This is a genomic window from Fusibacter bizertensis (assembly GCF_029914245.1).
In the GTDB taxonomy this organism is placed as follows: Bacteria; Bacillota; Clostridia; order Peptostreptococcales; family Acidaminobacteraceae; genus Fusibacter_C; species Fusibacter_C bizertensis.
Genome location: NZ_JARYZI010000004.1, coordinates 265,625 through 279,263 on the forward strand (window position 1 = coordinate 265,625; position 13,639 = coordinate 279,263).

The following is a 13,639-nucleotide window of genomic DNA, read 5'->3' on the forward strand; positions in this document are numbered from 1 at the left end:
GGGCATACATCAAGAAATGATTAATCGTTTGAACTAATTCGCTCTAAATATCCAATCGTTTATAGCCAAGCCATTCAGGTTTTATCTCAAAACTTTCATCCGTCTTTTCAAAAGCAATATAGTATTTATCACCATTTGCAGCGAGCAAACAAGATTCAACTTCAACAACACTATCAATATGTCCTTCTTTTTCAAACCTTCGCGTGTCTTTTGAAGCCTTTGCTTTTGCTTCATTTGGAGAACTTGCCACATATAAACCAACATCATGCTGTTCCTGAGTTTTGCCTATGCTGTAACCACCCATATAGACAAAATATAGTTTCTCAGTCGCTTCAATGGAATCACTTTCTTTAGAATCTGAAACTACTGGTTTCTCTATTGTAAGCCTAATCCTATAACCATCTGCACCTTTTATCTCGGTATAAGCATCCATATGCAGCTTTTCCTTGATACCGTACCAATTTGAGCGAACAAGATCATAAGTGTCTTCTATCTTTTCAGCAACTGCAAACTTAACATCATGTACTTCGATATTAGCGCCAAATATCTTACCGCCTAAACTCAACATAAATAATTTCAATTCAAAACCTCCTTAAAATATAAAAATTCATCACCCGTAGAAAACCATGAATAACTATGGATAACTATAGCTAACTACGACCTGACACCTTTTGGCAAACTATGACCTGACACCTTTTAGCCTTTTTGTATCAGATCGACAAATACGGCATCCGTTAACTGTGCTAGTTTTTCAGGATTAAGCCTTACTTGAGAGCCAATTTTCCCAGCACTTACAGTTATATAGTCAACATTTTCAATGCTTTGATGGATAAAAGTATGATATTTCTTCTTCATCCCAATAGGTGAACATCCACCTCGTATATACCCAGTATATTTTTCTATATCCTTAACTGCTAACATCTCGATACTTTTCTCACCACAAGCTTTTGCAGCTTTTTTCATATCTAAGTTTTCTGCAACTGGAATCAAAAACACATATAATGATTTGCTGTGTCCTAATGTTACTAAAGTTTTAAATACCTCTTCAGGTGGTTTTCCTATTTTTTCAGCGACTGAAAGACCATCGATTTTACCATCTGAAACCTCATAGTGAATCACTTCATAAATTAACTTTTGCTGATCTAATATCCGTTCAACATTTGTCTTTTTCATAACTGTCTTTCCATCCTTCATGTGTATATTGCATCAAAACATTAGCGTTTTCAACTCTTTCCTGTGAAAAATATAGTGTGAAATATTTGATAATAGGTATCTTAAGTAGCTCTAACCAACCTTCATAGATCCCTTCTATAAATGCTGGTCTCCAAATTTCAGGTTGACTAAGAAGTGGACATGCATGTATTTGATTTTTTTCAACCACTAGAGAGAATTCCCCATTTTCAATATGTGGCTCAAAGGGATAAGTTCTACACTGAATGGGACGAAAATCTCTTAAGCATCCTTCTTCTTCATGACAATATATATAGTACCTTTTTTTTATACGAGGTGGCATATCGTAGATCAGATTGGTATGAACCTCAAGTTCTTTAGCCTTATCCACCTGCATGTACTCATATTCCAGTGGTAGTAAATACATCCCAAGCCTTTCACCATCTGGTTCTGTTCGCCTACAACAATGATAGCCACAAAGCGCACCACAGTTACCCTCTATTATTGGTTCGTTCATCAGTGCATATGCTTTTTCAAATATTGCTTTATAGTCTCTCATCATGGATTCTTTATCTTTATTTGCCACATTGACCTCTAAAATTTATGTTTTTACTATTTATACAATTTTATATTGTAAATGATGATTAAGCAAGGCTAAAAGGTGTCAGGTCATAGTTAGCCAAATGGCTAACTATGACCTGACACCTTTTAGCTCCGACACCTTTTAGCTCCACATTTTTAACACCTCTATCCTAGCACCTTTTGGAATATCGCAGTGTTCGCCATCTCCACATGAAAAATCCTTTAAAAGTTCGCACGGCATCTCATCACATAAACCACAGTGCAGAAGTTTTTTCTCCTGAGCACAAGTGGCAATGCGACATGTACCATAAAATGGTCTACTATTTGAAGCGATGCACCCTTTACAGTTATTTGGCACTTTCCACTCGCAACTGTTACACATTAGTCCACACCTTGACGTGATCTGTTTGAGATCAGCAATCTGGAATTTATATACTTTCCGATCTATCCATAAAGATACATATTCAGTCTCAAATTTGATAATGCCATAGTCTGGATCATCAAATCCTCCAGGATAATGATTTATAAACCAGTCAAGCCATAAGTCTTTCTTAACCTCAAAGTCAGTCACAAGTTTAGTTTTTCCTACTAAAGTAATGTTATTGCCGTCCTTTTCAAAGCAAACTGAAGATTTAGGGTTGTTTAAGATAGACTGTATCAAATGACCACTTACATTAGAAGAGAAATATGCTTCATTGATTCCAGTTACTTTAATACATGATCTTGTTGCTACTTTTGGATAGCCGTTTTCATCGATAATTGCGAATTGCCCTTCTGTACATTTACTAACGATGTCAGAAGCCTGTTTATAAACGTTGTGAAGATTAAATATACTCATAATAACACCTCTCCTTTTTATTTATCATAAGTATATCAGCAGTAACATGACAGCTGTATGTCGTGTTAGTTGAAAATAAATTTCCAGTTGTTATTTGACGAACACGAACAGTCATTCTATAATAAACAAAAACTCATGTTTACAATACGTCCGGACAAACACTATATTTATTAGGAGGTTCGAAATGAAAGAATATAATGTAATTACTTTATGCGGAAGTACTAAATTTAAAGATGAATTTTTACAAGTTCAAAAGGAATTAACACTAAAGGGAAATATCGTGATTTCTGTCGGCTTATTTGGTCATTCAGGAGATGAAGAAGTATGGCAAGAGGGTACTAAAGAAATGCTTGATGACATGCATAAGCGAAAAATCGATATGGCAAATGAAATATTTGTAATTAACAAAAATGGTTATATTGGCAGCAGTACTCGATCTGAAATAGAATATGCTAAATCCAATGGGAAAACAGTTAGATTTCTAGAAGAAATCGAGAAGTAAATCAGCGTTTCCATTTCCGTATTTGACTAATATTTTAGTCTAAATATATTATCAGAAATCTTCACCCCCGCTGTTCTTCCACAGCCCTTGTAAGTTCATCTGGACCAATCACTTTTGCATCTTTTCCAAAACTCAAAATCCAACTGATGATATATCCAATATTAGAATACTGTCCCTTGAAATGTAATCCTTCTTTTGTATGCACATAACTACTTGGTCCATAACTTTCAATAATTTGATATTCCACGCTTTTACTAAACATAACTTCAAAAGGTTGATCATCCACCATATGTGTCCCCATAAGTAAATTGTCATCTGTAATCATAAGTGGCTCAAACTTTATGTCAGTAAGCTTAAGTTCCCAGAGACGATTAAGCTTAAAAAATCTAAAATCTTTGCTCTCGGTGCACCATCCAAGTAGATACCAGTATGACCATCTGTAGAGCATGCGATAAGGATTTACAGTACGCAAAGTCTTCCCCTTTGGGCTATAATAATCAAACATCACGCTTTGGTGATTCATGGCAGCTAACTTCAAAATTTCTGTTTTTGACGACAAGCTCTCTGTATAATGAGAGGCTAAATCTATAGATAAAAAATCCGATGCGCCACTTAGCCTTTTTTGTAACAACATGTGCCCCGTTTGGTTCTTTTGGATACTAGTGACACCTTTAAGTCCAGCAACGATATCCGAAAGTTCATCTTCCTTCAAGATGCGTTTATCAAAAGTGTACCCTTCCATGAGATAAACACCACCGTTATAACCTTGAGTTGTAACTATTGGAACGCCCGCTAAACATAAACTGTCAATGTCCCTGTTGATGGTCCGCTTTGATACTTCTAGCATTTGGGCAAGTTCAGGTGCTGTAACTTTACCCCTTTCTGTCAATATATTGATAATCGCTAACATGCGCTCAAGCTTCACTTTGCACCTCCAGACCTTTATTACGAAACATTATTAAAATGTTTGCTACTTTATCGGCAATCTGAGTATAGGGTTCATTCATGCCACCTTCAATCCATCTGATAGTCATCGCATCTATGCCACCCATTACAAAACTCTTTCTATAAGCATCGTCAATTTCAGGTAAAATCCCTTTAAAACTCTGTATATAAATTAGCCCTATACGTTGAATAAGCTGATTAAGTAAGTTATGTGCCATCAACAAGTTAGTATACGGTGATTCTTTTAACATTTTAAATCTAAATCTCAACAAATCATTTAAGTTTGGATTGATTTTCACTTTCATCTCTAGTAGTGCTCTTTCATAGTAATCTTCAAAACAATAGAGTAAAATCTGTTCTTTATCTTTAAAGTGTCGATAAAGGGTCATCCTTACAAGACCTGCCTCTAAGGCGATTTCAGACATCGTGATTTCATCAAATTCTTTTGACTTCATTAGTTTGAATAATGCACTTTTAATCATTTCTTTGGACTCTTTGATTTGCTTTTCTCTTTTCATGTTACAGATCTCCTATATGTGTATAAGATGACTTCTTCATATTGATATCACACAACATCTATTATATAATTCTCTTACAAAAGTTACAATGTAACATTTTAAGTTTAACTTAGTCCCTAGGAGGCATCACATGAAATCACAGTTGTTTGAAAAGCTATTTAAAATTAAAATAATAAACAGGATTCTTCCACAAAATATAAATAATAACTACTTAGGGTATGATTTAGCAAAATTCGTGTTTTATATCCTTACAGCTATCACACTTTGGCGAAGCCAACATCACCTTTTTTCACCTGATGGTGGCGCTCAAAGCATCGCAACAATACCACTAGATACATTTACTTCAAGCGGTGCAGCTGCTGTCATAGGTGTTTTTGGTCTATGGGGATTATCCCAACTCATCATCGGGATTTTGTATTTACTAACGTCTTTAAGGTACCGCGCCTTGATTCCTCTCATGTACATTCTAATGTGCGTTGAATACTGCATACGTGCTTTTTATTTCCCGAATTTCAAACCCATCCCTACAGCTGGAACGGCACCAGGTGCGCTAGGAAATTTACCACTTATCGTGATTAGTCTTACGATGTTGATTTTGTCGTTATTGACGCCTAAAAAGAAGCGTACATGAGAATTTGATAAAGTAGTTGTTTTTAAGGTTTTTTAAGTTTCTAATAATTATTGCTTAAAGGGTTCTTTCTGATATCTCTTCTGATTTTTTTGGAAGGACGTGTAACCTACTATATTTTCATCATTTTTGCTATAATATAATTATTACAATTAATATGAAAGCTAAAAGAAAGCTACTATAGAAAAATAATCCTATAAATACTGAGGAGGCAAAATGAAACTAACATTTAACGACCATACACCTACCTGCCATCAAAAATCTTTTATCGCAGAAGGTGCAAAGGTCATCGGAAAAGTCGAAATGGGCGAATACGCTAGCGTTTGGTTTAACACTGTGGTGAGAGGCGACGTAAACTTTATAAAAATAGGTGCTTATACCAACGTACAAGACAACTCTGTTGTACACGTGGCAGATGCCCATCCAACGATTATAGGTGATTTTGTGACAATCGGACATAAAGCCTGTATCCATGGTTGTACCATAGAAGATCACTGCCTAATCGGCATGAGTGCCACAGTGCTTAACGGTGCTGTTATCGGTAAAGGAAGTATCATCGCTGCTGGTGCGCTAGTGAAGGAAAATGCCGTAATTCCACCCTACTCACTTGTAGTTGGCATCCCTGGAAAAATAGTAAAAACACTACCAGAAGACATCTCTTCTATCCACGCTCAAGCGGTTAAATATAAAACACTTTGGACAGTAGGATATGGCTTTATGAAAGATGCTGATGGGGAAACTTATCAGGGGGAGAAGATCATATAAATAGAAGCTTAGATCAGCCCTTGTTGTATATAATTATTTTATCAACTTATTTTTACAATAAATTTGTTAGACAATACAAAAGTGACTTCCTATACACATTGGAAGTCACTTTTTATCTGTTGTTCATATTAAACTTTATTTCACATACTTATTTTCTCTATTCTATAGCAAAGACCACCTTGAGGTGTATGAACTTCTACACGTTCATTTTTTCCTTTAAGCAGCATTGCTTTGCCTACCTTTGATAAATATGAAGCACCAATCACCTCTTCAGCTGATTCAAAATCAACAGTGTTATTATCATTAGGAGAAATAATTCTAAAGGTTAATCGCTCGCCTTCTGCTTCGTCAAACACGGTCACTCGTGATGTAATCGCAACAAAAGGTAAATCATTTTCATCTAAAACTGTCTCTCCATAGATATCGCAGATTTTTTTGACATAGCCCTCCACAAAACTTTCGTATTGTTGTTTTTCTTGATAATTAAATCCAAATAATTTCTCACTCACTTCTAGCTTATCCTGCTCAACCCACGCCAAATGACGCTTGAGCAAATCTCCACCAGACATACTCATCCTCCTCAGTTCATATTGTTCAGAAATTTATACATTTAATGGAAGCCCCATAAAAATGCAACGAGGCACTTCACGATAAATCGTGAAATGCCTCTCTGTTCACCATAACATGGAAGAATATTTAAGTCAACTTACGTAATTGCAAAGTCTTAATTTATACTTATACAGAGATCATTAGAGCTAACCAACAACGCTAAATACTAAATTGAGGCATAAATTCTAAAAGATAAGGTATAAGTATATTAACAATAATAAGATTGACTTGTCCAAGATCATAAATAATTATTAAAATTACTAAAAGTATGAAAGGAAAATTAATATGACAAAACTTCATTTTGAAACTAATGTACACGATATCAATCAACACCAAATCATAAAGCTACCAAAAGAAATCAGCGATCAACTTCCCTCGCGGGGCATGGTGATGTTCGAAGGTACCCTTAATCAAATAGTTTTTCAAGCTGCACTTGAACCCGATGGTTTAGGCTCTCACTGGTTTGAATTAGATGATAAGCTAATCGATGATGCAGCACTTTCAACTGGTGGTCTGGTGAAACTTGAAATATCGGTTTTAGATAATTGGTATGAACCGGTTGTACCAAAGGACCTTGAAGTCGCACTAAAATCATCGGAACTTCTTGATCTGTGGGATGGACTCACAGTAAGAGCACGATGGGAATGGATACGCTGGATTCAGTTTACTAAAAATCCTGATACGAGGAAGCGAAGAATCGAAGTGACATGTTCAAAACTAGATAATGGAAAAAAAAGACCTTGTTGTTTTGACCTTACAAGATGTACCGTTACTGAAGTCTCAAGTAATGGCGTGTTAAAAGGCTAAAAGGTGTCAGGTCATAGTTAGCCACTTGGCTAACTATGACCTGACACCTTTTAGCCTTTTTATGAAACAATTTTGTCCTCATGAAATTTTAGCGCTATTTCGCGACAATATTTTTCTATCGTAATGTTTCATCAGTGTCCATTTGTGTCTAATGTACTGTTTTTAAAACTTACATATACTTAATTGTAAGAAATAAAAATGAGGAGGAACAAATTCATGAGAAAAGCATTCATATCTCCATCTAAATACGTACAAGGTGAAGATGAATTATTGAACTTAGGGTATTTTGTTAAAACATTTGGTCAATCAGCTTTGTTAATCGCACATTCAGAAGATGTAAAGCGAGTTAAAGCAAAACTAGACGAAACAGAAAAAAAATACGGGATCAAATTTGTAGAAAGCAACTTTGGTGGCGAATGTTCTAGACAAGAGATTGAAAGACTTACTGAAGTTGCAAAAGCAAATAACTGCGATTGTACAATCGGTCTTGGCGGCGGAAAAGCTATAGATACTGCCAAGTGTGTCGCTAAAGGTCATGCACTCATTATTTGTCCTACCATTGCTGCTACTGATGCACCAACTAGTCATTCAGCTGTGCTTTACACACCAGAAGGCGCTTTTGACGACTATGCTTACTTTAACCAAAACCCAAGTGTTGTATTAGTAGATACAACTGTCATCGCTAATGCACCTACTCGTTTCTTAGTATCAGGTATGGGTGATGCTCTTTCTACTTACTTTGAAGCTAGAGCAACAAGAAATGCTTATGCTAATGTAAACGCTGGTCTCCCATGTGGTTTTAGAGAAGGACACTGTGGTCCAGCAAAGGGAACTAATACTGCATTTGCACTTGCAACACTCTGCTATGAAACACTTCTTGCTGATGGCTTAAAAGCTAAACACGCATGTGATGCAAATCAAGTGACTCCTGCATTTGAGAATATAATAGAAGCAAACTCTTTATTATCAGGCCTTGGCTTTGAGAGTGGTGGTCTTGCTGCTGCTCATGCAGTTCATGATGGCCTTACAATCCTTGAAGGTACACATCATTACTTCCACGGCGAGAAAGTTGCTTTTGGTACTTTGGTACAATTGGTACTTGAAAATTCTCCAAGCGAAGAACTAGGTCAAGTACTAGAATTTTGCCATAGTATTGGACTTCCAGTATGTCTAGCAGATATTGGTGTAGATCATCTTACTGATGAAGAATTATATGCTGTTGCAGAAAAAGCTTGTATTCCTGAAGAGTCTGTACACTCAATGCCATTCCCAATCACAGTTAAATCAGTTGCTGCAGCTATAAAAACTGCTGACATTATCGGAAGTGCATTTAAAGCATTTAAAGCATCTAAATTATAAAATGTCATCAACAATCTACAGTAATATCACCATATGGTATTTCATCAAATGGTAATTGAATCTCTAATAGATAAATCTTTGTGGGCAGGTAGATTACCTGTCCACTTCCAAATATCGGTTTTGAAAGGAAGTTTTTATGAAAAAAATCATCAATAAACCTGAGAACTTAGTCTATGAGATGTGCAAAGGCATTGAACTGGCACATCCAGAACTTGAGTTTATAGAAAAATTTAAGATCATTAAGAAACGAAACATCAATGAAAAAAAAGTAACTTTAATCAGTGGTGGTGGAAGTGGTCATGAGCCTGCTCATGCAGGGTTTGTAGGAAAAGGTATGCTAGACGCCGCAGTATGTGGAGATGTGTTTGCTTCACCATCTCAAATCCAGGTATATCAAGCAATCCGTGAAACTGCTAGCGATAAAGGTACACTGCTGATCATCAAGAACTACAGCGGCGATATGATGAATTTCAAGAATGCCGCTTATCTCGCTACTGAAGATGGTATAAACGTAGATTATATAAAGGTTGACGATGACATCGCTGTTCAAGACTCGCTTTATACGGTTGGACATAGAGGCGTTGCCGGAACCGTTATGGTTCATAAAATTGCAGGCGCTATGGCTGAGATGGGAAAAGAACTTCACGAAGTTAAAGCTGCCGCTGAAAAAGCTGCAAGAAACGTTAAAAGCATAGGTTTTGCTTTTAGTTCATGTACAGTACCAGCAAAAGGAACACCCACTTTCGAAATCGCTGAAAGCGAAATGGAATATGGCGTAGGAATCCATGGTGAGCCAGGTATTAAAAGAGAAAAAATCATCTCTGCTGATGAACTTGCTGAAAGGATGGTCCCTGCTCTTTTATCTTCACTAGAGATTAAAAGCCACTCTACTTCAAGTGATGAAATTGCACTTATGATCAATGGATTTGGTGGTACACCTCTACAAGAACTTTATTTATTAAATCATTCTGTTTTCAAAGCACTTCATAACAGAGACATCAAAGTTCATAGAATTTTCGTAGGTAATTTCATGACCAGCATCGACATGCTTGGTGCTTCAGTTTCTATCATGAAACTAGATGATGAACTTAAATCTCTGCTAAATGAACCTTGCCAGGCACCTGGACTTAACATATATGGTCCTATTGAAGCACCTTCATATACACCACTTGCTATCATAAACAAGGAAACTTTGGCAAGAAAAGTTTCTTATGAAGTTGAAACAGATGCATCAGCATCAACTCTCAAAAACAATGTCGTAACACTTGAAAACCTTGAATATATGGTCGATGTGATGAGTGAATGTATCATCAAAAATGAAGTGCCATTTTGCGAGCTTGACTCTTTTGCAGGTGATGGTGACTTTGGTATGAGTGTTGCCAAAGGCTTCAGACAACTGAAATCAGAGTGGCATGAACTTGTGAGCACATCAACAACTATTGGTGAATTCTTAGAAAACTGCTCACTCATCATCATGGAATACTGTGGTGGCGCTTCTGGTCCAATCTGGGGGTCAGCTTTCAGAGGTGCAGGAAAAAAAGCTGGTTTGGTCAATGAAATGGGATTGACGCAATTTGCTGAGATGATGCAAGGGGCAATATCAGCTATCCAAAAGACTGGCGAGCGCTCATTTGGTAGAGGCGCTGTGGTCGGAGATAAAACACTGATCGATGCACTCGTACCAGCAGTTGATGCACTCTCACAAAGCGCAAAAGAAGGTCTTGATATCAAAATCGCTTTAGAAAACGGCGCAAAAGCAGCTGTAGAAGGCGCTGAGGCAACTAAAAAAATTGCTGCTCGCATGGGTAGAGCTGGTACAGTAGGTGATCGTAGCATTGGGCATCCTGATGCAGGCGCGCATGCACTTGGTGTTATTTTTACCGATCTAGCTTCTAAAATGAAGTAATAAGAATTATGAATTAACAAAACGCCCCATCTTTATTAAAGATGGGGCGTTCAATTTTTGATGCATGAAAATACATATAGACTCTAGTTTATTGTCCAATTGCTTTTCTATATTCTTGAGGTGTCACGCCATTGGATTTCTTAAAGCATTTGATGAAATAACTACTATCATCATATCCACAAACTCTTGCAATATAGTTTACCGTCATTTCTTGATTGGAAAGTAGCAACTTTGCTTTATTAATTCTAATATCGTTGATATATTGTGTTACATTTTTACCGTAGTTTTTAGGAAATAGCCTACTAAAATAACTTTCAGAGACATTACAAACATGGGCAAGTTGTTTTAACCTAATTTTTTCTGAATAATGCTCACTAATATAGTGTATCGCAGGTTTTAGTAACTCTTCATTGGTTAAGTTATTTCTTTTTTCAAAGTGGTTAAAACCTTCAACTGAAGAAGTAAGTTCATCTAATAACTTCTCACCTGGGTTTTGAACCATGTATTTACATATGGTTTGAAGTATTTTAGCAGTTGCCTCAATCTTGTGAAAAGAAACTAGTGGCAATTCATCGTAGTCCGCTTTAAGCATTGGATTATCAGTAAACAATCCCTCTAAATCAGAGGGTCGATAGATTTGCTCAATTTCTACCTCAGACTCACTTGGGTCCAATCTAATCTGACCTGCCATGATACCACCAAGATACATATCATTGACCATAATTGGTACTGCAACATCTATGACGTTGGCATGACAAAGATAGATAAACGGTTCTTTTGATCTTGCAGCTTCAAGCCCGCCATGTGAATCGCATTTTTCACATAGCTTTGCATATTCTGGAATCGTCCTTATTTTCTCGCAAAAGCTACTACACTCACTATGCGCCGTAAGTGGCCTACCCTTATAATCTACAGTGATAATAGCAAGATCGGAAGACTTGGCTAAATTATCTTGAATGCTTTGAAATTCCTTTGTTCTAACTGTATCATACAGTTTTTCCCACGTATCGTTCAAATCGCACTCCTTCCTTTCTCTATCGTCTCAATGCAACTGCCTTTTCAATTCTTTCAAGTGCTTCAACTACAACTGATCTAGGACAAGCTACATTGATTCTTTCAAAACCTTCGCCACCTTCACCGAAGATATAGCCTTCGTCAAGTGCGAGTTTCACTTCATGATGCATCCATTTTTCAAGAGATAATTGATCCATTCCAAGTCCACTAAAATCAAGCCACGCTAAGTAAGTTGCTTCTGGTTTTTGAAACTTTATCTCCGGTAAACGCGCCTTAACAAACGCATCAATATAGTCCATATTGCCTTCGATATATTCTAACACCTCTTCTAACCACTGTTCTCCTTCTCCGTATGCCGCTTTCTGCGCCACAATTCCAAATATATTGGGATGTCTTATGGCATTATTTTCTAATATGGTTTGAAAGGTCGCCCTAATATTGGCGTTCGGAATGACGATATTAGAAATTTGAAGACCTGCTATGTTAAATGTCTTTGAAGGGGACATACATGTGATAGAATGTTCGGCAAAATTTTCTGATAAACTTGCAAAAGGAATATGCTTGTGCCCTTTCAATATGAGATCCGAGTGAATTTCATCAGAAACTACAATCACATCATGTGCTATACATATTTCTCCAAGTCTTAAAAGATCTTCCTCAGACCATACACGCCCTATAGGGTTATGTGGATTACACAGTATAAAAAGTTTCACACGGGAATCTTTTACAATTTCCTCAAGATGATCAAAATCCATCTTATATTGATTTTCAATCTTCACAAGTGGATTATATATAACCTGAGCACCATTATTTAAAATAGCTTGTGAAAATGGATAGTACACAGGATTTTGAATGATCACTTTGTCACCCGTATGACAAAAAGCTTGTACAATATAATTGACTGCAGGCACAATCCCTGGCGAATAGCATATCCAATCTCTTTCAATCTTCCACTGATTTCTACGCATATTCCAATCGATAAAAACATCATAAAATGCATCGTCCATATCAGAATAGCCATATATACCATGCGTTGCACGCTCAAGAATCGCATTAACAATGACATCAGGACATTTAAAGTCCATATCTGCCACCCACATAGGTAACAAATCTTCCGAGCCAAACATCTCTTTTAAAACCCCAGGTTCATACTTAATAGAATTGGTGTTTTTTCTGTTGATAATTTCATCAAAATTCGTTTGCATATGGGCCTCCTGATAATTTTTGATTATACTTTACGACTTCTTTATAAATAGAATATAATAAATCATATAAAAATTCCAACTCAAACTCCAATTAATAATGAAATAAATAAATGAGATTGCACAAAATCCTAATTCATGTTAAAATAACGCTACAATTGCAAAAAAATCAAATGAAAATGGTAGTGATGATTCAGGCAGGTATGTCAATCTTAGCGAAAGTTATAGATTGGATAGCTGTCTTTTTTTCACTACCTTTTTTTGAGAACCCCATCTATCAAATTAATTTAAGGAGATCAAATTATGCCCATTAACAAAAGAGAAAGTATGGTTTTTACTATTATAATGTGTGCTTTCATGGTTTTTTTCATGACACTTTATAACACTGCGCGTATCCATGGAATTTCAGCTAACCTTTTAGCAAATGCTTGGTTAGGATTCCCTCTTGCTTATGCAATAGCAATTATAGCAGATTGGTTTCTTGTCGCTCCAATCGCTAAAAAACTTGCTTTAAAAATTGTTGGCTATGATGCACCCATATGGAAAAAAATGATTGCTATTCCAACTTGTATGGTCTGTGGAATGGTGCTCATCATGTCGCTTTTTGGCGCAATCATGGGGGTAGGATTCAGCTCACAAACACTTATCGTTTGGCTTTATAACATCCCAGCGAATTTTGTTGTGGCGCTACCACTACAATTGCTTATTGCTGGTCCAGTTGTGCGCTTCGTCTTCAGAAAAGCTTTTCCAGAAGGCGTAATCGCAAGGTAATCTCTTTTCTATAGGCTGGATAA

Annotated in this window: 16 protein-coding genes; 7 read left to right on the plus strand and 9 right to left on the minus strand. The window is 36.5% G+C overall.

The window, feature by feature from the left end; genetic code table 11:
• Positions 1 to 43: 43 nt before the first annotated feature.
• The 4 genes from QE109_RS08145 to QE109_RS08160 form a co-directional block, all read right to left on the minus strand.
• Positions 44 to 580: a DUF1543 domain-containing protein gene (locus tag QE109_RS08145; RefSeq protein WP_281093943.1), complete on the minus strand. Its 537-nt coding sequence runs from the start codon at positions 578 to 580 to the stop codon at positions 44 to 46.
• 116 nt (positions 581 to 696) lie between these two features.
• Entirely contained in the window at positions 697 to 1,173 is a 477-nt protein-coding gene (gene ybaK, locus QE109_RS08150) for a Cys-tRNA(Pro) deacylase (protein WP_281093944.1), read from the minus strand.
• Complete coding sequence (locus QE109_RS08155; RefSeq protein ID WP_281093945.1) at positions 1,154 to 1,756, minus strand: hypothetical protein; 603 nt, start codon at positions 1,754 to 1,756, stop codon at positions 1,154 to 1,156. The genes ybaK and QE109_RS08155 overlap by 20 nt, the downstream gene beginning before the upstream one ends.
• A gap of 138 nt (positions 1,757 to 1,894) precedes the next feature.
• Positions 1,895 to 2,590, minus strand: coding sequence for a pyridoxamine 5'-phosphate oxidase family protein (locus QE109_RS08160; protein WP_281093946.1), 696 nt, complete (start codon positions 2,588 to 2,590; stop codon positions 1,895 to 1,897).
• A 184-nt stretch (positions 2,591 to 2,774) separates the two neighbouring features.
• Between QE109_RS08160 and QE109_RS08165 the strand changes: the two genes are divergently transcribed.
• Positions 2,775 to 3,092, plus strand: coding sequence for a hypothetical protein (locus QE109_RS08165; protein ID WP_281093947.1), 318 nt, complete (start codon positions 2,775 to 2,777; stop codon positions 3,090 to 3,092).
• 61 nt (positions 3,093 to 3,153) lie between these two features.
• Here the strand turns inward: QE109_RS08165 and QE109_RS08170 are convergent, their stop codons facing one another.
• Positions 3,154 to 4,017, minus strand: coding sequence for a helix-turn-helix transcriptional regulator (locus QE109_RS08170; RefSeq protein ID WP_281093948.1), 864 nt, complete (start codon positions 4,015 to 4,017; stop codon positions 3,154 to 3,156).
• On the minus strand, positions 4,007 to 4,555 hold the full coding sequence (locus QE109_RS08175; protein ID WP_281093949.1) for a TetR/AcrR family transcriptional regulator: 549 nt from the start codon (positions 4,553 to 4,555) through the stop codon (positions 4,007 to 4,009). The genes QE109_RS08170 and QE109_RS08175 overlap by 11 nt, the downstream gene beginning before the upstream one ends.
• A 130-nt stretch (positions 4,556 to 4,685) precedes the next feature.
• Between QE109_RS08175 and QE109_RS08180 the strand changes: the two genes are divergently transcribed.
• Together QE109_RS08180 and QE109_RS08185 are read left to right on the plus strand one after the other, a co-directional pair.
• Entirely contained in the window at positions 4,686 to 5,186 is a 501-nt protein-coding gene (locus QE109_RS08180; RefSeq protein ID WP_281093950.1) for a hypothetical protein, read from the plus strand.
• 213 nt (positions 5,187 to 5,399) lie between these two features.
• Positions 5,400 to 5,948, plus strand: coding sequence for a gamma carbonic anhydrase family protein (locus tag QE109_RS08185; protein ID WP_281093951.1), 549 nt, complete (start codon positions 5,400 to 5,402; stop codon positions 5,946 to 5,948).
• A 140-nt stretch (positions 5,949 to 6,088) separates the two neighbouring features.
• Here QE109_RS08185 and QE109_RS08190 read toward each other — a convergent pair whose 3' ends face one another.
• Positions 6,089 to 6,517 (minus strand): GreA/GreB family elongation factor, encoded by a 429-nt coding sequence (locus QE109_RS08190; RefSeq protein ID WP_281093952.1) that lies wholly within the window; start codon positions 6,515 to 6,517, stop codon positions 6,089 to 6,091.
• 325 nt (positions 6,518 to 6,842) lie between these two features.
• On the opposite strand from QE109_RS08190, the gene QE109_RS08195 reads away from it, so the two are divergent.
• From QE109_RS08195 to dhaK, 3 genes are all read left to right on the plus strand, one after another.
• Positions 6,843 to 7,364, plus strand: coding sequence for a YdeI/OmpD-associated family protein (locus QE109_RS08195; RefSeq protein ID WP_281093953.1), 522 nt, complete (start codon positions 6,843 to 6,845; stop codon positions 7,362 to 7,364).
• 216 nt (positions 7,365 to 7,580) lie between these two features.
• A complete protein-coding gene (locus QE109_RS08200; protein ID WP_281093954.1) occupies positions 7,581 to 8,723 on the plus strand; it encodes a glycerol dehydrogenase in 1,143 nt (380 codons plus the stop codon).
• A gap of 136 nt (positions 8,724 to 8,859) precedes the next feature.
• A complete protein-coding gene (dhaK, locus tag QE109_RS08205) occupies positions 8,860 to 10,629 on the plus strand; it encodes a dihydroxyacetone kinase subunit DhaK (RefSeq protein ID WP_281093955.1) in 1,770 nt (589 codons plus the stop codon).
• 88 nt (positions 10,630 to 10,717) lie between these two features.
• On the opposite strand, the gene QE109_RS08210 is transcribed toward dhaK, so the two are convergent.
• Positions 10,718 to 11,644: a PocR ligand-binding domain-containing protein gene (locus tag QE109_RS08210; RefSeq protein WP_281093956.1), complete on the minus strand. Its 927-nt coding sequence runs from the start codon at positions 11,642 to 11,644 to the stop codon at positions 10,718 to 10,720.
• A 19-nt stretch (positions 11,645 to 11,663) separates the two neighbouring features.
• On the minus strand, positions 11,664 to 12,848 hold the full coding sequence (locus QE109_RS08215) for a MalY/PatB family protein (RefSeq protein WP_281093957.1): 1,185 nt from the start codon (positions 12,846 to 12,848) through the stop codon (positions 11,664 to 11,666).
• Positions 12,849 to 13,148: 300 nt separating this feature from the next.
• Between QE109_RS08215 and QE109_RS08220 the strand changes: the two genes are divergently transcribed.
• Positions 13,149 to 13,616, plus strand: a complete 468-nt coding sequence (locus QE109_RS08220; protein ID WP_281093958.1) for a DUF2798 domain-containing protein — start codon at positions 13,149 to 13,151, stop codon at positions 13,614 to 13,616.
• Positions 13,617 to 13,639: the final 23 nt, after the last annotated feature.